The organism is Paenibacillus sp. FSL R7-0331 (assembly GCF_000758645.1).
GTDB classification, from domain to species: Bacteria; Bacillota; Bacilli; order Paenibacillales; family Paenibacillaceae; genus Paenibacillus_AQ; species Paenibacillus_AQ camerounensis.
Genome location: NZ_CP009284.1, coordinates 3,021,017 through 3,040,929, shown reverse-complemented (window position 1 = coordinate 3,040,929; position 19,913 = coordinate 3,021,017). Strand labels below are relative to the sequence as shown.

Here is a 19,913-nt window from a genome sequence, read left to right as displayed (position 1 = left end):
GCATCATAGGAAGAAGAACATTATCATTTAGCGACAGGAGAGCTTTTATCATGGCATTAGACGGAATTGTTACCAGAGCGATCGTGCACGAGCTTCAAGCCTTTATAGGTGCGCGCATCGGCAAAATATATCAGCCCAGCACCCACGATCTTATATTTATCCTGCGCGGGGCCGGAGGCGGCGGCAAGCTGCTGCTATCGGCCAATCCGACCTATCCCCGCCTGCATCTGAGCGAGCGGAGCAGCATCAATCCGGCGGAAGCGCCGATGTTCTGTATGCTGATGCGCAAGCACTGTGAGGGCGGTATGATTGAGAGCATTACCCAGGTCGGCATGGAACGGATCATCCACATCAATATCCGGACCCGCGACGAGCTTGGCGATGTATCAGCGAAGCAGCTGATTATCGAGCTGATGGGCCGTCATAGCAACATTATTCTAACTGATCTTACCGCCGGGACGATTATTGACGGGATTCATCATGTCACCCCGTCGATCAGCAGCTACCGGGTTGTCATGCCCGGAGCCGCCTACACCGAGCCGCCGCAGCAGCACAAGCTGAATCCGCTGGCCGTGGATCAGGAGGCATTCATTGCCCTGATGGCCGCTGCCGAGGAATCAGCTCTGCTGGACGGAAGCGAAGAAGAGCAGGAGCCTGAAGACATGATCGAAGGGGAGCTTGCCAATCTGCTGCGCTCGCTGGAAGAACCGGTGAAAGACGGAAGCGGCGGCCCTGCACCCTCAGCAGATCCCATGGGCTGGATGGTACATGCCTTCAGCGGCTTAAGCCCGCTGATCGCCGGAGAAATTCTGCATAGGGCAGGCAAGGAGTATAATCCGCAGAGCACGGAGGCGCCGGCACAGCTGTGGGCAGCTTTTGAATCTGTAATGACGCCAGTCGGGGAGTTTGCGTTCGCTCCGGTTTCCGGGAACAACGCCAAAGGCAAGCCGGTTTTCTCTGCCATTGCGCTGACTGTACTGGGCGGAGAGGTGCGGAACTACGGCTCTATCAGCAGCTGCCTTGAGGAGTACTATGGAGACAAAGCGGAGCGCGATACAGTCAAGCAACGGGTCTCTGACCTGATCCGCTTCCTCACTAACGAGCGCAGTAAAAATGTGAAGAAGCTGGCCAAGCTTCAGAAGGATCTGGAGGAAGCGGACGATGCCGACCAGTACCGGATCTGGGGAGAGCTGCTGTTTGCTTCCCTGCATACTCTTTCCAAAGGCGATAAGGAAGCCAGACTGGTGAATTATTACGATGACAACCAGGCGGAAATTACGATTCCGCTGGATCCGCTGATAACACCATCGGACAATGCGCAGCGTTATTTCAAGAAATATAATAAGTACAAGAACAGCCTGCTTGTCATAGAAGAGCAGCGGGGTAAGACGCGCGAGGAAATCACCTATATGGAGACACTCCTGCAGCAGCTTGCACACGCCTCGCTTAACGATATTGAGGAGATCCGCGATGAGCTGGTCAGCCAGGGCTACCTGCGCGACCGAAGCAAGAAGGGTAAAAAGAAAAAGAAGTCTGCCCGGCCGACTATCCAGGTCTACACCTCATCAGAGGGCATTGATATTTACGTCGGCAAAAACAACCTGCAAAACGAATATGTTACAAACCGCTTGGCCTCACCCAATGACACCTGGCTGCATACCAAGGATATTCCCGGCTCGCATGTCGTTATCCGCAGCGAAGCGTTCGGGGATGCCACTTTGGAGGAAGCTGCTCAACTGGCGGCTTTTTACAGCCAGGCCAAGCAATCCAGCAGTGTTCCGGTTGACTGCACACTGATCCGCCATGTGCGTAAGCCAAGCGGCGCGAAGCCCGGCTTCGTCATCTATGATCATCAGAAAACGCTGTTCGTCACACCGGATGAGGAACGGATTAAAGCATTGCCGAATACGCTTCGCAGTTAGAAACCACAAAAAACGCCGTACCGCAGACGTGATTCCCTGTCCTGCAGTACGGCGTTTATATGTTATTCCGTCTCCCTGGATACTAGAGCGCTGCCAGATTCATAGAGAAGCCTTGCCTTCATGCCTTACCGCCTGCTGTTCTGGTATTACTGGTTCCCGAGTGCAGCATCACGCAGCTGTTCGAGTATATCAGCAGACACGTTCACACTGCCCAGATCACCATGGAAAACAACCCCCTGGCGCGCACCGTGAAAGTCGGAACCGCCGGTAACCAGCAGGCCGTATTCTTCTGCCATCGCAAGATACCGCGCAGCATCTGCCGGGCTGTGATCTGAGTGATACGCTTCAATGCCGCGCAGTCCGCTGCGGGCAATAATTCCCCGTACCAGCTTATCATCGCCGTAGATGCCGGGATGGGCCAGCACCGGAGCTCCTCCTGCTTCAAGAATCCATTCACAAGCCTCCTCCGGCGTAATCCGCGGCGGCGATACGTAAGCAGCCGCTCCGTCGGCAAGGTATTTGTCAAACGCATCGCGCATATCGGAAGCTGCCCCGAGCCGGACCAGCTCATCAGCAATGTGCGGCCGGCCGATGCTCTCATCCGGCTTCAAATCACGGCCAAGGTTCTTAACGACCTGTTCCAGTGTAATATCGATACCAAGCTCACGCAGCCGGGCCAGGATCGCCTCGTTCCGGGCAGCCCGGGTATCCCGCTGGGCTGCAAGCCTGGAGAGGAACCTCTCCTCTTCAAAGTCAATATAATAGCCAAGCACATGAATCTCTTTTCCTTCCGCCCGGGTACTGATCTCTACGCCGGGTACGACGGTAATGCCGTATGTCCGTCCGGCCTCCAAAGCTGCCGCGACGCCGCTTACGGTATCATGATCCGTTATAGCTACAGCCGCCAGCCCTTTATCAAAGGCGATCCGCACATTCTCGGCCGGCGGCTGCATGCCGTCCGAAGCCTGGGTATGCGTATGCAGGTCGGCACGCCCCTGCAGCCCGGTACTGCCGGTTTCTTTAACCGTGTTATCATTCTGCTGGCTGTTTATCTCTGCCACCCCGCTGTTCAATTGTTGCGATGAGACCCTACTCTCCCATTCTTCACGGAGAATACCCATCTTGATTGCATCGTAATATTCGCCGCAGACAATCCGTGCTCTGCGGATCTGCCCCTCCAGTGTCATGCCGCATTTGGCAGCCAGCCCCATCATCCGGGTGTTGCCCGACCAGGTGGCAATGCCAAGGCGGACAGTACTCAGCGAGTCAAACAGATATTGCATCCACATTTTGAGGGCTTCGGTTCCGTAGCCGCCTGACCAATAACGGGAATCGAAGATGGTAATTCCGATTTCGAGCCAGTTCGTTTCTTCCGATACCCAGTACCAGTTCACCGTACCTTTAAGCTCACCGTCTATCTCAATAACCAGCCGGGACCGCGGATTGTCCGTACGGGTAACCGCCAGCACTCCCAAGTAACCTTTGGCAAATTGATCATAGCTCTCAACTTCTGTAGGGTAATAAGGACCGTCCCATTTCTGAAACTCCCGGTCCTCCGCTTCAAAGTAGTGATAATAGATGATCCGGAGATCATCTTCAGCCAGATCACGCAGATTCACTCTGTTCCCTTGTATCCGTACAGCCATGCCCTAATCCCCCGCTCTCTATGTCTTATCTAGAAGCCGGTACCGGCCCTAACGGTCATCCTTATGCTCACGCAGATAATTCAGGAAGGTGACTGCCGGGATCGGCAGCAGCGTTGACTTCAGATGAATGGCGTAGAACTGTCTTTTAAAAGATGCATCAGCGATATCAATAACCTTCAGCAGACCCAGTGCTACTTCATGCTTGACCGATGAGGTTGAGATGATCGTGATGCCCAATCCGGCTTCCACTGCCGATTTTACAGCACCGGTGCTGCCCAGCTCCATGACGATTCTCATGGCTCCCGGGTCTAGTCCTTTGTTGAGCAGCTGCTCCTCCATTACAATCCGTGTACCCGACCCCTGCTCCCTCAGGACGAACGGGTATTGCAGCGCTTCCTCCAAAGTAACCTCTTCCTGTTCAGCAAGCGGGTGCTCCCAAGGTACAATCAGCTTCAGCTCGTCGCCCATCACCGGCTCCAGCACCATTGCCGGGTGGGTTACCTGTGCTTCAACCAGCCCGAAATCCAGCTGATGCTTATGAATCTCCTCTATAATCTGCGAAGTATTCATAACTTTCATGGTAATAGAAATGTTCGGATACTCTTTGCCGAAGGGTCCGAGCATGCGCGGCAGCACATATTCACCGATCGTCAGGCTTGCCCCGAGCTGCAGCCGCCCCTCAAGCATGTGCGTAAAAGCCGTCATAGCCTGATCCGCCTCGCGGATCAGCTGGATACTCCGCCTCGCATACGGCAGCAATACCTGGCCGGCTTCCGAAAGCACGATCTTTTTACTGGAGCGGTCGAACAGCTTGGTGCCGAAATAATCCTCCAGCGACTGCACCTGCATCGTAACCGCCGGCTGGGTCATATGCAGCCGCTGGGCTGCAGCAGAGAAGCTCCCTTGTTCGGATACCGTATAAAAAATATGCAGCTGATGAAAATTCATGTATTCAGGACTCCTTCATTCTAATTCCAAAAAAGGCATGCAGCCTAAGCCGCATGCCTTCCCTGGATAAACTGCTGTACCTTATTTGCGTCTGCGGCGCTTCTTCATCAGCTTCATGCGGCGGGTATTCCGCAATCGGGAATAGTAGCCCTGCAGATCACGCAGCTGCGGGGTCGCCGAGATCCGCCCCAGAAAGGATACAATCACCATGATATAGAGCGGCCGGCCGGACAGGCTGGTGACGCCTTCAAGCTCCTTGAACTCTGCAATCACCACGGTATCCTCATCAATCAGATAGGCGTTGTATTTACTCTGTTGATAAGGCTTAATCCGGTTCTGCTTCAGGCTCTGCCAGAGGAAGGCGGCGACCTCACCACCGGCCTCCCCTTCCCTGCTGACCCGGTCTGCATACCGGCTCTGCGCATGGCTGGTTACAACGATATCTGCGACCCTGTAGTCATTCAGCATGATGTGGAAAGGCTCGTACGCCCCCCACCAGTCAAGCCCTTTGCCATGCATCATCATCACTCTCCACCGGAAGGGTCTAGGGCACGATCTTATTGTTGTCAATCTTACCGCATTGACGCAGCTTGTTCAAGCATACCGCTCCGGCTGAGCTGCCTGTCCTTGGCTAACCGCCAGGTCTGAATCATCTACATAGCTGCTGCCTTTGATCTTCTTGCATTTCTTTTTGAGCCGCGCCGCTTCTTCGGACAATGCCTCAATCGTAACGAACTGGCGGAAACGGTTAGTCACTACCGCAACGGAAATAGAGACCAGCGGGATTTTTTCCATACCGCCCGACCGGCTCTCCGCCAGTACAAATTGCTGCGCCAGATGGCCCGGATGATAGAACTCTTTTATAACCTTATCAAATTCACCGATTATTGCCCGGCAGCAGTCCTCAAACTGATAATCGCTAATGAAAATAATGAAGTCGTCCCCGCCAATATGCCCTAAAAAGCCCTCCAGCTGCAGAGCGCAATGCTTCAATATTTCCGCAGCCGCCTGAATCAGCCGGTCGCCTTCTTTAAATCCGTACGTATCGTTGTAAGCCTTGAAATGATCAAGATCTATGTATAACACACTGAACTGCTCCTGCAGCAGTGATTTTACCATCCATTCATTAATACTCAGATTCCCCGGAAGGCCGGTAAGCGGGTTGAGAAAGCTGGCAGCCACCGCCTGGATTTCGGCAAAATTAAGCAACAGATCACGCACGCTCACCGCTCCGAACAAATGCCCCTCATGCAGGACCAGCACATAATCGTACAGGTTCTCCTCGCTGCGGTCCATCGCCAGCCGGCTGACCTCTGTAATCTGTGTCTTATAATCGACCACAAGCGGATTGCGGTCCATAACCAGCTCCACAGCCCTGCCCATATACAGCGTGTAGCCGTACAGCGTCCCGATCTGCTGATAAAAGCGGATACGCATGATCAGGGCCACCGCCTGCCCGTTCTCTGTTACACATACCCCCTGCAGCCTGGGATTGCCTTTAAAAATCTGATCCACATACTCGCATTTATGCTGCGGGGAAATCTCCGGGATTTGCTCCGCAATTTCACCGATTTGAAGAAACATAGCCATAGACTCCCCTTCCAGCAGCTTTGATGGGCTCAACCGGACAACGCCCCTGGACCGGAAGCTGCTCCGGCCTGCCCAGCGCATACCCCTGGCCGAACTCGATGCCTGCTCTCTGTAAATATTTCAGTTCCTCCGCAGTTTCGATTCCCTCAGCGATTACCTTGGTAGATGACCTTGCAGCATATTCCCGGATCAGCTCCAGCAGCTCCTGCTGCTCCCGGCAGCACTCAATACCGCGGATCAGCGACTTATCCAGCTTGATAAATTCAGGCTTCAGGTAGACGAGCGTTTTGAGGCTGTTGTAGCCGGACCCTGCATCGTCAACCGCAATGCGGAAGCCCTGCTCCCGATAGTGGGAGAGCACCTTTTCAAATCCGACATAATCCTGGACCGCCTGACGTTCAGTCAGCTCGAACACGACACGCTCCGGTGACAGCCCCAGTGACTGCAGCAGGGCCAGCGTCTCCCCGCTCTTATGGCGGGAGTCATTCAGCATCCCGGGATGGACGTTGACAAAAACCAGCGTACCGCTTGCACGTCCCTCCGCAGACAGCCGTTCCATATACCGCTGCAGCGACATCCGCCGGCAGTTCTGCTCAAAGCGGAACATCTGATCCGTCCGCCCGGCAAATTCGTAGAATTGCTCGGTCGTGGGAAAGTGTACAGAGGACGGGGGACGGTTAAGCACCTCATGTGCAACGGTAATCCCGGAGCGCAGCTGCAGAATCGGCTGAAAATAGGTATCGAGACGTTCATTATTCATAATATCCAGTAATGCTGATAATTGGCCGAGCTCCTGCAGTTCCCCTTTTAATCTGACATTTAAATGCTGAAGATACCGGGGAATTTGTTTTATTTTTTGGGCCAGTGCCCACTCTTTGCTCATTTGATCACCTGTATGCCTGTCTTCGTGAATTTTATCACTCTTAGCACAAGCATATACGCCAAATATTAAGAGGCGATTAAATCTCCTGCCAAATATCGACAACCGGCTGCTTTTTTTCAACCGGATCACAATAAATCTACAACGCGGAACCGCAAAACATATAAATCCTCTATGACAAAAAAACAGGCGCCTGAGCGCCTGCTTCAAATCTGCTATTCATTCTACAATCCGTAATAACGGGACTTGTCCTGCCCGTTACTGGTATATTCCGTCTTCAGCTCATTGCGGTAGGATCTTTCAATCTTACGCACATATGAGAGCCTGCGGACGTTCTTCATTACTTCTTCGGCACGTTCCGCATTGACGTACATTACCGCATAATGCATCCTGCGCGATACATAATGCAGTGTTCCGTATTTCTCCAGGTTGCGTGCCGCTTTGACATCGCTGACCCATACGATATATCCTGTCCGTTCTGCAAACATAAGCTCATCCGCCCTTTCGTTCTCTCCCCTGCAAGCGGCACCTTATCCGCAGGAGCATTTGCCTCCGCTGCCGCAGCCGCCCTTTGGCGACGGGTCATTACTCGGAACCTTGATGCTCTCCGATACCGAGAATGCAATCGCTTCAGACATGGAATGCAAAATATCGTCCAGCGTCGCCTCCGCCTGCTTGAAGCGGGCGACCTCCTCGAACTGCTCAAGCTCCATCTCTACTGCTGTTACTTCATCCTTGGCCATATGGTAGTTGGGATGAAAATGCCCGAACCGCTGTGTCTCTTCGAACAGCTCCTTCTTGCTCTGCAGCCGTCTGACTATAATCTGAATTTCCGGATTGGCGCTGACGCGCCCCTTCCAGTATAAATAATCCGACACTTCGGCGGATTGATTAATCATGTCGCCTAATTCATAGGCGTATGTCAGCACTTCGGCCATATCAACCGTATTCAATTCCGCTACGCTCATGAACTTCAACTCTTTTCTATACTAATATTCTACAGCAAAATGTAGACTACCCTATCATAACATAACCGGTCACCTAAGCAGAAGAGGAATTTCTGTGCTGTTCCGGAAGAAGCAGCTTCATTTCCTTCCAGTCGCCCGGTGCCAGCTCCGCTGCCTCATACTGGTTAGTTCCGGCAGTCATCAGCCAGCCGGCTGCCCTCCACGGATTACCGCGCAGCTGCTCCGGGATGAAATCACAGCTTTGCCCCTCTACTGATAAGCGGACCTTAATACCCCACCGGTAAGCCTGCTCCATTACCTTTTGCGCTGTAGTGATATGGTATTCCCTCGATTCCCGCAGCCACATCTGCGGTACACCGTCTGCTCCGGGGAGCAGCGCTTCAACTGCTTCAGCAGCCGCAAGAGGAACGGTCCGGAGCACAGCGGTGTTGCCAAGCAGGCCTCGCGTCATTTCCAGTGCTGGAAGGTCGTAGGCCTCACTCTGAGCCGGGACGTCATCATCCGGAAGCTCAAACGGCTGCAGTGCATCTCCCGGCACGCTTCCGCCGGACAGCCTGGGCGGCGCCAGACCCGCTGCGGTCAGCTCCCTGCGCACCAGATCCGCGCTGCCTTGCTGCACAATGAAATGCAGCGGCCCGATCCGGGTCAGGCTGTCCCCCAGCCGCGGATGTGCGGCAATGTCGTCAGCGTCTCTGTTACCCTGGCAGGTTAACAGAAGAACCTCTGACCAAGAGGTCCGGCCAATGGTGCGTGACCACTGTACAAGAGACTGCCTGACCTGATCAGGCAGCCCGCCTGCGGCATGGCCGGCAAGCCAGCCCGTCACTGCTTCCGGCGGCAAGCCGCGCTCAGCCGCCGCCTCCAGCTTCCCGCGGCTAAGACGGAAGCTCCACAGCCCGTCATCGGTGCTCAGCAGCTCAGCGCAGCCTGCGAGCCCCCAGCGCAGCCTGTAGGAGACATCCGGCGGGACCAGCACCTCCAAATCCGGCTGTACAATAAAGCCGCCCCCGGCTCTGCCGGTGTCATGCCCGTCTTCGGGCAGGTCTGCGGCGGCACTGTGTCTTGCATCCGTGTCCTGCTGCCTGGCCGGCAGCACCGGCTTGTCCATCATCCAGCGGAAGCAGTCTTCTCCGTTATCAGCCGTTCCCGTTTCACACCAGCCGAAGCCGGCCATGCAATGAAGCCAGGCCAGACAGCCCGGCTTCAGCGATTCGGCATTATGGTCTGCGGACAGGCCCGACTGCTGCAATAACTCCAGAATATCATCGAGAACATACCAGCTGCCCCGAATGAAAGCGCCGGAAGTGAGCAGATACCGGAAATGCTGCTGCGCCGGCTCAGCAGCAGCATAACGGCTGAGAATCATATTGTACAGAATTCCTGTCATCTGCAGTTCGCTATGGTCAAGCCAGCTCTTCACCTTCTCTTCTGCCAGCCGGTAAGCAGTCTCCCCGCGTTCTGCCAGACCCAGCGCAAGCATTATATCCAGCAGCACAGTAACCTTAATCGAACCCGTCTCATCTGCAGAAGCTTTCGGGACGAGGCAGTACAGATGCTTATCCTGCACCGGCAGCAGGCCTGCCAGTCTGCCTGCATGCTTTTTGTGAATGCCTCCTTTGGCTGTTAACGGAAGCCCTTCCTCCCGCATAAATACCAGCGCGCGAAACAGTTGTGCAGCCAGTCCGGCCTCAGCCGGCCCTGTTGCCGATACACTGCTGCCAAATAGCGGTTCAGGCCGGAAGCTGAAGCATTCCTGCTGTATAGCTGCCAGCTGCTGCGGGGGAATCTGGTACAGCTGCTCGCCCCAGATTCTCTGGCGCAGCTCCAGCAGCCCGGCCCGGCGCAGCTCCTGTACAACCAGTTGAAGCTCAGCACGGCAAAGCGCTTCAGGCCGCAGCTGTTCCGCCTTCTCTACGGGAAACGCCCTGTCCGCATATGCCGCGCAGATGCGCTGCAGCACCTCAATGGAATAAGGACTAAGCTTATTCATCATCGCCAAGCCTCCTCCGGCGGGCCGGCTGTCCTGACCGCATATTCATAGCCCTGCTCCGTCAGGAACAGGCGCCGGCGCAGGGCAAACTCCTGTTCACGGCTGTCTCCGGTGACAAGCGTATAGAAATACGCCCTGTTCTCTCCTTGCTTGGGCCGGAGAATCCGCCCCAGCCGCTGCGCCTCCTCCTGCCGGGAGCCATATGCACCCGATACTTCAATCGCAACGGAAGCGTCCGGCAGATTGACGGCAAAGTTGGCCACCTTGGATACCACCAGCACCTTTAGCTCCCCCTCATTAAAGGCCTCATACAGCGCGTTGCGCTCACGCTGCGGTGTTTTTCCGGTGATTAGCGGTGCATTCAGGCAGCCAGCCAGCGCCTCCAGCTGATCCAGGTATTGGCCGATCACCAGCACCTTTGCCCCGTTATGCTCCTTGATAATCTTTGCTGCCGCCTCTGCCTTGGACGGATTACCGGCAGCCAGCCGGAACTGCTCTTTGCCCCCGGCATACAGATATCTGCTGCGCAGAGCGTTATCCATCGGCACGACCAGCTCCACGCATTCCACAGCGGCGATCCACCCCTGCCTTTCCAGCGATCTCCAGGGCAGCTCATAGCAGCGCGGCCCGATCAGCGAGAAGACATCCCCCTCGCGGCCGTCCTCCCGGATTAGCGTTGCAGTCAGCCCCAGGCGCCGCGTCGCCTGGATATCGGCGGTAGCCCGGAAGACCGGTGCCGGGAGCAGATGAACCTCGTCATAGATAATCAGCCCCCAGTTCCGCTCATTGAACAGATCCATGTGGACAAACTCTTCTTCCTTCGACCGCCGGTGTGTCAGCATTTGATAGGTTGTCAGCGTAACGGGCCGGACCTCCCGGCGTTCACCGGTGTATTCCCCGATTTGCCCGTTCTGCAGGGTGGTCCGCTGCAGCAGCTCCTCCCGCCATTGCACCACAGAGGTTGTATTGGAGGTAAGGATCAGCGTTTCACACTGCAGCTTCTCCATTGCAGCGAGCCCTACGACTGTCTTACCTGCCCCGCAAGGAAGAACAACAACTCCGCTGCCGCCCGTCCCGTAAAATAAGCGGACCGCTTCCTGCTGGTATGCCCGCAGCCCGAAGGAGGCAGCATTTCCGCCGTCACCCTCCGGCTCCCCGCTAATCCATGCAAGACTCAGTCCCTGACCCTCGCGGTAGCCAGCGTAATCAAGGACCGGGTAACCTAGCCGGGTCAGCTCCTGTTTTAATAGCCCTCGGGAGACTGCCGGACAAGCGCATTCCAGCTCTCCTGCTCTGCTCAGCTTCAGCCTGTCCAGCCCGGAAAGGCCCTCCAGCTCATCAAGCAGCGCCGGGCTGTCGGCGCGCAGCACCACCAGCCGGCTGTCAGCTGTATGAGCATGCAGCGTAAGTCTTCCGTACCGCATGACCAGCTTGCGGATTTCTTCTTCCAGCCCGGCTGGAACCCCCCAGCGCGCCAGGCGCTGCAGACTGGCAATAATCTCTTCAGCGGTCATCCCTCCGGCAGCGGCGTTCCACAATGACAGCGGAGTGATCCGGTAGGTGTGATAGGCCGGGAGGCTTTTTACAAGCTCGGCGTAATCTGCAAGCTCCATTCCCGCAGCCCCGAATCCCGGGTGTCCGCATTCCAGCAGCACAGTCTTGTCTTTACGGGCTATACATGCCCCTGTTCCGTTCATTTGCTCTCCTCCTGTCTGTTTATAACGGATCAGCTGCCTGTCGTGCCTGATTGCAAGCACAGGCCCAACAGGAAAAAGCCCATGCCCGCAATTCAGCGGCTATGAGCTCATCCTGTAACGTATTCAATGCAGCCGGTGCTGGGATATCTCACTCAGCGCCTCTCCAGCTTCGTCCGCAAAAAGATCCTTTGCTGCCAGATCACCCAGCGACACAACGCCAATCAGCTGCCCGTTGCGGGTTACCGGCAGGCGGCGGATCTGACGTGAAGCCATAAGCTCAGCTGCTTCATCTACAGTCGCAGACTGCTCAACGGAAACAACCTGCTTGCTCATCACAGTCTCCACAGCAGTGGAGCCCGGATGCTTCTGCGCATACCCTCTCAGCACAAGGTCCCGGTCCGTAATTACACCGATGAGCCTGTTGCCTGACTCTGAATCAATCACCGGAATGAACCCGGTGTCATAGTCTCTCATTTTGACGGCAACCTCATAGACGTTATCCAGCAGCGTAACCGCTGCAGGCTGCTCTGTCATCACTTCTCTTACTGTCTTCAAGTCGGAACCTCCTGTCCTCCGTAATATACGGAAGTAGGTTCCCCCAATCCTGGCTAATTATGCATCATAAGTGCAATTATTCATTCAAACAGGAGTCAGCGAGCGCCACCAGCAGCGTGGCACCGTGCAGCATGGCATCCTCGTCAAAATCAAACTTGCTGTGATGATGCGGATACACGGCATTCTTGTCCGCATTTCCGGCGCCTACAAAGATAAAGCAGCCGGGAATCTCCTTCACGTAATAAGCAAAGTCTTCAGCGGGCATAATCTTCTCCATCTGAATGACCTGCACCATATCTCCAAGCGCTTCGGGAGCAACCCGGAAAAACCGGCGGAATTCCGCCTCATCATTAACCAGCGGCGGATAGCCCATCAGGTAATCCACCTGCGCTTCCGCCCCGTAGACCGCAGCAACCGCTGCCGCCATCTCTTCGATTCTTCTGCGGATTGCATAACGCGTCTCCTCATCAAAAGCCCGCACAGTCCCCGTTATCCGGCAGCGCTCCGCGATAATGTTCTGTGCTGTCCCGCCCTGAATCGTTCCGATACTCAGAACAGCAGGCTGCAGCGGATCAACGCTCCGGCTGACAATAGTCTGCAGCTGCGTAACCAGCGCGGCTGCGGCAACAATGCTGTCCACAGTACGGTGCGGCATCCCGCCGTGCCCGCCCTTGCCGGTAATATCAATGAAGAACTCGTCCGCCGAGGCCATAAGCGGCCCCGGTGCACTCCCAACGGTACCCACCGGCAGCGGTGTCCACAGATGCAGGCCGTAGACGGCATCGGCGCCTTCCAGCACGCCTTCTGCAATCATATCCTTCGCTCCGCCCGGACAGATCTCCTCCGCCGGCTGGAACAGAAAGCGCAGCTCACCCTGCAGCCCGTCCCGGCGGGCACTGTAATAGGCCGCAGCTCCAAGCAGCATCGCCGTATGCCCGTCATGCCCGCAGGCATGCATGATTCCCGGATTCTGCGAAGCATATTCGCTGCCGCTTTCCTCGGTGATATGCAGTGCATCCATATCAGCACGCAGCACTACCGTCTTCCCCGGCCGGCTGCCTTTTATAACTCCGGTCAGTCCGTAGCCGGCCTTGCTGCGCTTCACTTCAATACCGAATGACTCCAGCTTCGCGGCTACAAATGCGGAGGTTTCCTTCTCCTGATAGGACGGCTCCGGGTGACGGTGCAAATGGCGGCGCCATTCCACCATCTCCGGAAGCAGCCGGTCAATCTCTCTTTTGTCCATTACGGTTCCATTCCCTTCTCACGTATTTTTACATTGTAGCAGAAACGCAAAAAACTGTGTATGGCTAAGCCCCGCTTACCTTGCGCAACCCCCGGAAACATACTATCATGAGGTAGAACATCTATAATGACACTAGCGAAATGATCATTATACTTCATAAGGGGGATATGTGCGCTATGATATTTGAGAACACTGGCCTCGTAGGACTGCAAAGCGATCTTCAGTATCTGGACGAAAGTGCGGCCAAGGCCGGGTTTATCCGCTGGCAGTGGGAGTACTCCCGCGCCACTTACGACTGCAAGATCGAGGACCGGCAGAGCGGCGGCGAATACTTCCTGCGGGTCAACACACGCGCTGTCGAAGGCAAGCTGGAGAAGCCCGATGCCGTGCTGGCTATTGAAGCCGTCTACCTGGGCAAGGCCACCTTTCCCCATGGCCTGGAGTATGACTCACCGGTCCCCCAGCCTGTACTCGACACCGCAGCACAGCGCATTCTTGAGCTGAAAGGACTGCTTGAAGCTTGAATACCGTAAAAGGAAAACCCAAACAAAAAGCCAGTCTCCCTAAAAGAGGAACACCAGATTTCCAGCTGCTCATTCTGACTCTGGTCCTGGTCGGATTCGGGCTCGTCATGGTGTTCAGCTCCAGCTCCAGCCTGACACTGGCCAGTTCATTATTCGGCAATGATCCTTTATACTTCATTAAAAAACAGATTCAATGGGTAGTGGTCGGCAGTATCGTCATGTTCACTGTGATGAACATTCACTACAGCAAATTCAAGAAATGGTATGCCCCGATCTTTTTACTTACGCTCGTTCTGTTGCTGCTCGTCGCCTTCGCTGAGCGCACCAACGGCGCTAAGAGCTGGTTCAATATCGGCGGGCTCGGCATCCAGCCCACGGAGCTGGCCAAAATCTCGATCATTCTCTATCTGTCTGCACTGATTACCAAAAAGGGCGAGCGGCTGCGGGATTTACGCACAGGCTATATCCCGGTAATGATAATCGTAGGTATTGTCGCCGGTCTTATCATGATGCAGCCGGATTTGGGCTCCTGCCTTATCCTTGTAGCAACAAGCGGACTTGTCATTTATGCCGGCGGCGCCAGCATGAAGCATATTATCGCCTCGATCGCACTGCTCGTGCTCGGCGTGGGTATTGTCATGGGTGCCAAGACTGCCATCGACTCCCTGTCACCGCAGACAGCTACTGTGGCTGCCGATAATAATTACAAAATGGACCGCATTTCAGCATTTCTTGACCCGTTCCAGGATGCCCAGGACGGAGGCTATAATATGATCCAGTCGCTGATGGCATTGGGAGAAGGCGGGACCAGCGGGGCAGGCTTCGGACAGAGTATCCAAAAACTTCATTATCTGCCCTATCCTTATACGGACTTTATCTTCGCCGTTATCGGTGAGGAGCTCGGCTTTATCGGCACAGCCATCTTCCTGCTGGTCTATCTGTACTTTATCTGGAGGGGAATCATGATAGCCCTCAGGTGCACCGATCCTTTTGGTACACTCGTCGGCGTCGGGGTCATGGGCCTGATTGCCATACAGGCCTTTGTCAACATTGGCGGGGTTACCAAGACGATCCCGCTTACAGGGGTTACACTGCCCTTTATCAGTTACGGCGGCTCCTCTCTGGTCGTTACGATGTTCTGTATGGGCATTATGCTCAGCATCTCCCGAGAAACGAACCGCCCGGCCAAAGAAGAGGTCACCAAATCAGTCACTACCGTGCGGCAGGTACGCGCCAGCCGCTAACGGGCAGATGTACGCACCAGCTATAAAAAGGCAGTCCGGAAATAATTCCGGACTGCCTTTTTGATTACGCTTATGAAATTTCGTCGTTTTTGAAGGCAACGCCTTCAACCTTAACATTCACTTCCACAATATGAAGACCGGTCATACTCTCTACAGCCTCGCGTACATTCTGCTGAAGCATCCGGCAGACCTCATGGATCGGCGTCTCGTACAGTACGATAATGCGCAGATCCACTGCGGCTTCAAGCTGCCCGACTTCTACGGTAACACCCTTCTGCACATTCTTGCCGCTTAGGCGCTTCGCCCAGCCTTCAGACAAGCCGCCCGACATGGCTGCTATGCCCGGAGTCTCCAATGCCGCCAAACCGGCAATTTTAGAGACGACGTCATTCGATATCCGTATGTTTCCCATTTCAAGTTGAAGTTGTTCCGCCATGCCATATCCCCCCTACACTCATTATCAATTATTGTAATTCGAAAACAGGCTAAAAAGCAAATGACTTCTGCAACACCCGTTTACACACCGGATCAAGTTGGGTATATTGAATATGAATTTAACCTACATACAGAAACCGGGGTGCGTTTACCTTGAAAAAATGGATTTCTCCGGCGCTGCTGATAATCACCTTTATCTTAAGCGCGATCGGACACTACGCGAACTGGGACCACACACTGCAGTTCGTATTATCCGCGATTGCGGTTGTTTTTGTGGCCGGCTTTCTCGGCAGGGCAACCGAAAGTGTGGCCCACTATGCCGGACAGCGGCTGGGGGGCTTTCTTAATGCCACCTTCGGAAATGCCGCTGAACTGATCATCGCCTTTTTCCTCGTAAAGGAAGGTCTGTTCGACATGGTCAAGGCAAGCCTGACCGGATCCATTATCGGCAACCTGCTGCTGGTACTGGGCCTAAGTATTTTTGCAGGCGGAATGAAGTTCAAAATCCAGAATTTCAATGTTACCCTCGCAGGGCTCAACGGCTCGCTGATGATCGTGGCGGTCATCGCCCTGTTTGTCCCGGCCATGTTCTTCAACACCCATTCCATCACCGAGCGGGACACCGATGTGCTCAGCCTCGTTGTGGCCGGACTGCTGATTGCCGCTTATATGGCCTGGCTGGTCTTCTCCATGATTACGCACAAAAAATATCTGGCTGATGTAACGGATGACTCCGCCGAGGAACTGCCTAACGAGCATGCGCCTGTCTGGTCCAAGGGCAAGTCCATCTTTTATCTGATTCTGGCAACAGTCATGGTCGCTTTTGTCAGTGAGTGGCTGGTAGGCACACTTGAGACCCTGACTGAGCGCTTCGGCTTCAGCGAGCTGTTCGTCGGCGCCTTCCTTGTCGCGATCATCGGTAATGCAGCCGAGCATAGCGCGGCGATCATGCTGGCGATGAAGAACAAAATGGGCGCCGCAGTGGAGATCGCCGTCGGCAGCAGTCTGCAGATCGCCCTGTTCGTGGCGCCTGTCCTGATTTTCGCCAGCTATTTCATGGGTAATACAATGGATATTGTCTTTACGACCATAGAAATTGTTGCGATCGCCGTCTCTGTGTTTATTGCCAAGTCTATTATACAGGATGGTGCAACCAACTGGTATGAAGGCTTACTGCTGCTGGCGGTGTATTTAATACTGGGCGTGTCCTTCTATCTGGTATAGACTTGTTTCTCCACTCTCTCACCGCAACAAAAAACGCACATGAGCGGTCTTTAGTCCCTCATGTGCGTTTTTATGATCAGTACAGGCGGTCGCTTAGTTCTCGCGTTCGTTGGCTTTCTTATTCAACGCCTCGTACAGCACAGCCAAATTGCGTTCCAGCTCACTCAGTACCTGCTTGCCCGTGAACTCAGGCACAAGCCCTGCTCTGACCGCAAAATCGACCTCTCTTGAAAAGCCGTACATCTGGGTATCCAGCACTTCCTCATAGAGAGGGCAGTAACGAGTCGCCAGATTCTCCATCTGCACTTCGATGAGCTTCTGAATTTTATCGGCATCTTCGTGTAGAAGAGTAATTGCTTTGAGATTAAGCTGTTCCTGCAAATCCGATGAAGTCATGCATTATCCCCCCCATGTCCAAAAGTTACAGCTATTAATGCTATTTAATTTAATATTAGTCGAAATTGAGAGCCAATACAAGAATTCAGTTTGCAGCAAGCAAAAAAACGCCCCGCCGTTCCCGGCAGGACGTCTTTGAGGTTGCCCGATTACTCAGCAACAACAGTAAAATTCAGACCATGTTTGGAAAATACTTCGCTCATCGCTTTTTTTGCTTCTTCGGCATCGGTGCCATGTACATGAAGTTCGTAGCTTTGACTGGAAACCAGAGTTGTAAACAACCCGAGGATGCTCTTAACGTCAATGTACTTGTTGTCCGCCTGAAGAACGATAGATGAGTTGAACTGGCTTGCCGTTTGGGCAATATCCACGATTGCCGCATTGGTACTGGACATAGGAATCCCTCCGCAACTTGATTAGAAAAACTTAGTACGCTTGTTCATTTGTAACCAATTCCATGATACCTTGAATCCGCTTACTCACGCAAGATGTTTTCTTTTGATTACATTTTATTTCAGATTTTCCGGGTTCAGACCTGTAAGTTCCGGAATCACAAAAATACCGTCCTTGCGGATCAGCACATCATCAAAATAAATCTCGCCGCCGCCGTATTCCGGACGCTGAATCAGCACGAGGTCCCAGTGAATTGAAGAACGGTTGCCGTTATCGGTCACATCGTACGCCTGACCCGGTGTGAAATGCAGGCTGCCTGCAATTTTTTCATCGAACAGGATGTCCTTCATCGGATGCAGAATATAAGGGTTGAAGCCAATAGCAAATTCTCCGATATGGCGCGCACCATCATCAGAGTCAAGAATTTCGTTAAGACGTGCGGTATCATTGCTGGTTGCCTCGACAATTTTGCCGTTTTCGAAGCGGAATTTCACATTTTCAAAAGTGATTCCATTATACAGAGTCGCTGCATTATAGCTAATTGTACCATTGACGGAATCACGGACAGGAGCACTGTAAACTTCGCCGTCAGGAATATTTTTCTGGCCTGAGCATTTCTCTGCACCGATTCCCTTAATGGAGAAGGAAAGCTCTGTTCCGGGACCTGTGATGCGCACCTTGTCTGTTTTCCGCATAAGACCGGCAAGCGCATCCTGGGCCTTGTCCATTTTGGCGTAATCCAGGTTACATACCTCAAAGTAGAAATCTTCAAAAGCTTCGGTAGTAGTGTTGGCCAGCTGAGCCATGCTCGCGTTAGGATAACGGAGAACTACCCATTTGGTGTGCTTAACCCGCTGCTCGCTATGTACCGGATGTGAATACAGGGAGTTGTAGAGCTTCATATTTTCTTCCGGCACATCAGCCAGATCGTTGACATTCTCGCCGGCACGGATGCCGATATAGCAATCCATCTGCTTCATGCGGTTCAGGTCAATCTCAGCCCAGGTCTTAATCCCTTCCGGGGTTGCATATTTAAGCATACTGCGCAGGACGGTACGGTCTGTCAGCTGGACAAAAGCGTTACCTCCGGCTTTACCGACCTCCTCCACAACCGCCTTAATCAAATCTCTTTCGCTGCCGATCATTTCGACCAGCACATTTTCGCCCGGCTGCACGTCTACGGAATAACCCACAAGGTTTGCCGCCAGCTTTTGAATTCTTGGATCCTTCATCCTGCTCTCTTCCTTCCTCTTACATAAAAATTGGCATACCGTTCTATTGTAGCACGCCCTCTACCCAGCGCAAGGCTTTATGTCAGGTCGTTCTTCACCCTTTTATTGATACCCGTAAAAATCAACCTTGGTCACAAAGGCCTCCTCGGCAGAAGTACCGGACGCTCCCGGATAACGGACAGTACGCGTCCAGGTTAAACGCTTGGGCAAATTCCGTCTTGTGTCCACCTTCAAAAAATAGACAGACGTCACTTCAGCCTTGTCCAGCTTCTGCTTAAGCTCCCCGCTCTTCCGCAGCCATAAATTATTCATCGCTGACCTGACCTCAGCCGGCTGTGCCGCATAACCCGCATCTGAAGTCCCGGGGCGGACGGCTTGCATTTCCTGCTCCAGCTGCTGCACCAGCTGCTGTTTGGCGGCTGCCGAGCTGAGTCTGACCCGCAGCACCCGGCTGCCTCCGGCAGAGCCCGCCTCCTCGGTTACCTCCTTATCCTTCTCCTGCAGCTCTTCCAGCTGGCGAAGAGGATTTAGTGCCGCGAGCGTTCCGGCGCCTTCCTGCAGAGCGGCCGGCTGATGCGGCTTCCATTCTCCGTCCTTTTTCACCAGGCTGGTATAATAGGTGGAGCCTGCCGTCCCGCTCTGTTCAAGCTGCTGCAGCCTCTGTCCTGCTGCAGCCTCCGGCCCTCCCTTCCCGTCTGGCAGCAGGGAATACAGACTGACCCGGTTATGATCCTGCAGCTTGCCTCCGTAATATAACGCGGATTCTTCCACCGGCTTGCCGGCAACGAGAAGCGCAGCGGAACCTTCAAAGGATACAGCATCCCTGCCGTCCATACCGGCCAGAGCCAGATCGAGATCCTCCGCTGCCGGCCTGCCGTCTCCAAGACTGCAGCCGCTGAGCAGCAAGATAGCTGTTAACAGAGCCGTTTTAATCATCTTCATATATGAAAGACATCCCTTTTGTTATATTTTCAATTTCAATCTATATAGGTTCTCCTTTACCCGTGCGCTTATACGTATGTT

The 19,913-nt window shown here is 54.1% G+C and carries 20 protein-coding genes and 1 pseudogene; 4 read left to right on the top strand and 17 right to left on the bottom strand.

Annotated elements, in window-relative coordinates; genetic code table 11:
- The first annotated feature begins 50 nt into the window (after window positions 1-50).
- Window positions 51-1,922, top strand: coding sequence for an Rqc2 family fibronectin-binding protein (locus R70331_RS12585; protein WP_042175900.1), 1,872 nt, complete (start codon window positions 51-53; stop codon window positions 1,920-1,922).
- A 146-nt stretch (window positions 1,923-2,068) separates the two neighbouring features.
- Here R70331_RS12585 and R70331_RS12580 read toward each other — a convergent pair whose 3' ends face one another.
- The 12 genes and pseudogenes from R70331_RS12580 to R70331_RS12530 form a co-directional block, all read right to left on the bottom strand.
- Window positions 2,069-2,923, bottom strand: coding sequence for a PHP domain-containing protein (locus tag R70331_RS12580; RefSeq protein ID WP_231576507.1), 855 nt, complete (start codon window positions 2,921-2,923; stop codon window positions 2,069-2,071).
- A gap of 192 nt (window positions 2,924-3,115) precedes the next feature.
- A pseudogene (locus R70331_RS32065) lies at window positions 3,116-3,568 on the bottom strand (GNAT family N-acetyltransferase); the annotation flags it as partial.
- 48 nt (window positions 3,569-3,616) lie between these two features.
- Window positions 3,617-4,516 carry a selenium metabolism-associated LysR family transcriptional regulator gene (locus R70331_RS12575; protein ID WP_042175897.1) on the bottom strand — a complete coding sequence of 300 codons (900 nt, stop codon included), beginning with the start codon at window positions 4,514-4,516 and terminating at the stop codon, window positions 3,617-3,619.
- Window positions 4,517-4,597: 81 nt separating this feature from the next.
- Entirely contained in the window at window positions 4,598-5,041 is a 444-nt protein-coding gene (locus R70331_RS12570) for a hypothetical protein (RefSeq protein WP_442950574.1), read from the bottom strand.
- A gap of 69 nt (window positions 5,042-5,110) precedes the next feature.
- Window positions 5,111-6,139, bottom strand: coding sequence for a GGDEF domain-containing protein (locus R70331_RS12565; RefSeq protein ID WP_231576461.1), 1,029 nt, complete (start codon window positions 6,137-6,139; stop codon window positions 5,111-5,113).
- The gene (locus R70331_RS12560) at window positions 6,081-6,989 is read right to left on the bottom strand and encodes an EAL domain-containing protein (protein ID WP_042175892.1); all 909 of its coding nucleotides are present in this window, start codon (window positions 6,987-6,989) and stop codon (window positions 6,081-6,083) included. The genes R70331_RS12565 and R70331_RS12560 overlap by 59 nt, the downstream gene beginning before the upstream one ends.
- Before the next feature lie 221 nt (window positions 6,990-7,210).
- Complete coding sequence (locus R70331_RS12555; protein WP_039872590.1) at window positions 7,211-7,474, bottom strand: YlbG family protein; 264 nt, start codon at window positions 7,472-7,474, stop codon at window positions 7,211-7,213.
- 42 nt (window positions 7,475-7,516) lie between these two features.
- Window positions 7,517-7,954, bottom strand: a complete 438-nt coding sequence (locus R70331_RS12550; protein ID WP_042175891.1) for a YlbF/YmcA family competence regulator — start codon at window positions 7,952-7,954, stop codon at window positions 7,517-7,519.
- Between the two features lie 73 nt (window positions 7,955-8,027).
- Entirely contained in the window at window positions 8,028-9,947 is a 1,920-nt protein-coding gene (locus R70331_RS12545) for a helicase-associated domain-containing protein (protein ID WP_042175890.1), read from the bottom strand.
- The gene (locus tag R70331_RS12540) at window positions 9,944-11,641 is read right to left on the bottom strand and encodes a DNA repair helicase XPB (RefSeq protein ID WP_042175888.1); all 1,698 of its coding nucleotides are present in this window, start codon (window positions 11,639-11,641) and stop codon (window positions 9,944-9,946) included. Before R70331_RS12540 ends, R70331_RS12545 begins: the two co-directional genes overlap by 4 nt.
- A 123-nt stretch (window positions 11,642-11,764) precedes the next feature.
- Window positions 11,765-12,196, bottom strand: a complete 432-nt coding sequence (locus R70331_RS12535) for a CBS domain-containing protein (protein ID WP_042175886.1) — start codon at window positions 12,194-12,196, stop codon at window positions 11,765-11,767.
- Window positions 12,197-12,272: 76 nt separating this feature from the next.
- Window positions 12,273-13,442 (bottom strand): amidohydrolase, encoded by a 1,170-nt coding sequence (locus tag R70331_RS12530; protein ID WP_042175883.1) that lies wholly within the window; start codon window positions 13,440-13,442, stop codon window positions 12,273-12,275.
- 176 nt (window positions 13,443-13,618) lie between these two features.
- Between R70331_RS12530 and R70331_RS12525 the strand changes: the two genes are divergently transcribed.
- A complete protein-coding gene (locus R70331_RS12525) occupies window positions 13,619-13,966 on the top strand; it encodes a YugN family protein (protein WP_042175880.1) in 348 nt (115 codons plus the stop codon).
- On the top strand, window positions 13,963-15,210 hold the full coding sequence (ftsW, locus tag R70331_RS12520) for a putative lipid II flippase FtsW (RefSeq protein ID WP_042175877.1): 1,248 nt from the start codon (window positions 13,963-13,965) through the stop codon (window positions 15,208-15,210). Before R70331_RS12525 ends, ftsW begins: the two co-directional genes overlap by 4 nt.
- A 70-nt stretch (window positions 15,211-15,280) precedes the next feature.
- Here the strand turns inward: ftsW and R70331_RS12515 are convergent, their stop codons facing one another.
- The gene (locus R70331_RS12515; protein ID WP_019911482.1) at window positions 15,281-15,646 is read right to left on the bottom strand and encodes an Asp23/Gls24 family envelope stress response protein; all 366 of its coding nucleotides are present in this window, start codon (window positions 15,644-15,646) and stop codon (window positions 15,281-15,283) included.
- 152 nt (window positions 15,647-15,798) lie between these two features.
- Between R70331_RS12515 and cax the strand changes: the two genes are divergently transcribed.
- Complete coding sequence (gene cax / locus R70331_RS12510) at window positions 15,799-16,869, top strand: calcium/proton exchanger (protein ID WP_042175875.1); 1,071 nt, start codon at window positions 15,799-15,801, stop codon at window positions 16,867-16,869.
- Between the two features lie 93 nt (window positions 16,870-16,962).
- On the opposite strand, the gene R70331_RS12505 is transcribed toward cax, so the two are convergent.
- From R70331_RS12505 to R70331_RS12490, 4 genes are all read right to left on the bottom strand, one after another.
- Complete coding sequence (locus tag R70331_RS12505; RefSeq protein ID WP_042175873.1) at window positions 16,963-17,265, bottom strand: Fpa/YlaN family protein; 303 nt, start codon at window positions 17,263-17,265, stop codon at window positions 16,963-16,965.
- A 149-nt stretch (window positions 17,266-17,414) separates the two neighbouring features.
- Window positions 17,415-17,660, bottom strand: coding sequence for an HPr family phosphocarrier protein (locus R70331_RS12500; protein ID WP_042175870.1), 246 nt, complete (start codon window positions 17,658-17,660; stop codon window positions 17,415-17,417).
- 114 nt (window positions 17,661-17,774) lie between these two features.
- Entirely contained in the window at window positions 17,775-18,890 is a 1,116-nt protein-coding gene (locus R70331_RS12495) for an aminopeptidase (protein ID WP_042175868.1), read from the bottom strand.
- 102 nt (window positions 18,891-18,992) lie between these two features.
- On the bottom strand, window positions 18,993-19,832 hold the full coding sequence (locus R70331_RS12490) for a hypothetical protein (RefSeq protein ID WP_042175866.1): 840 nt from the start codon (window positions 19,830-19,832) through the stop codon (window positions 18,993-18,995).
- Window positions 19,833-19,913 lie beyond the last annotated feature (81 nt).

Excerpts from the sequence above, each read along its gene's own strand:
- R70331_RS12540 (WP_042175888.1), bottom strand. The coding sequence starts at position 11,641 with ATGAACGGAACAGGGGCATGTATAGCCCGTAAAGACAAGACTGTGCTG.
- R70331_RS12500 (WP_042175870.1), bottom strand. The coding sequence starts at position 17,660 with ATGTCCAGTACCAATGCGGCAATCGTGGATATTGCCCAAACGGCAAGC.
- R70331_RS12560 (WP_042175892.1), bottom strand. The coding sequence starts at position 6,989 with ATGAGCAAAGAGTGGGCACTGGCCCAAAAAATAAAACAAATTCCCCGG.
- R70331_RS12495 (WP_042175868.1), bottom strand. The coding sequence starts at position 18,890 with ATGAAGGATCCAAGAATTCAAAAGCTGGCGGCAAACCTTGTGGGTTAT.
- R70331_RS12525 (WP_042175880.1), top strand. The coding sequence starts at position 13,619 with ATGATATTTGAGAACACTGGCCTCGTAGGACTGCAAAGCGATCTTCAG.
- R70331_RS12570 (WP_442950574.1), bottom strand. The coding sequence starts at position 5,041 with ATGATGATGCATGGCAAAGGGCTTGACTGGTGGGGGGCGTACGAGCCT.
- R70331_RS12515 (WP_019911482.1), bottom strand. The coding sequence starts at position 15,646 with ATGGCGGAACAACTTCAACTTGAAATGGGAAACATACGGATATCGAAT.
- R70331_RS12490 (WP_042175866.1), bottom strand. The coding sequence starts at position 19,832 with ATGAAGATGATTAAAACGGCTCTGTTAACAGCTATCTTGCTGCTCAGC.
- R70331_RS12575 (WP_042175897.1), bottom strand. The coding sequence starts at position 4,516 with ATGAATTTTCATCAGCTGCATATTTTTTATACGGTATCCGAACAAGGG.
- R70331_RS12505 (WP_042175873.1), bottom strand. The coding sequence starts at position 17,265 with ATGACTTCATCGGATTTGCAGGAACAGCTTAATCTCAAAGCAATTACT.
- R70331_RS12550 (WP_042175891.1), bottom strand. The coding sequence starts at position 7,954 with ATGAGCGTAGCGGAATTGAATACGGTTGATATGGCCGAAGTGCTGACA.
- R70331_RS12545 (WP_042175890.1), bottom strand. The coding sequence starts at position 9,947 with ATGATGAATAAGCTTAGTCCTTATTCCATTGAGGTGCTGCAGCGCATC.
- R70331_RS12585 (WP_042175900.1), top strand. The coding sequence starts at position 51 with ATGGCATTAGACGGAATTGTTACCAGAGCGATCGTGCACGAGCTTCAA.
- R70331_RS12555 (WP_039872590.1), bottom strand. The coding sequence starts at position 7,474 with ATGTTTGCAGAACGGACAGGATATATCGTATGGGTCAGCGATGTCAAA.
- R70331_RS12530 (WP_042175883.1), bottom strand. The coding sequence starts at position 13,442 with ATGGACAAAAGAGAGATTGACCGGCTGCTTCCGGAGATGGTGGAATGG.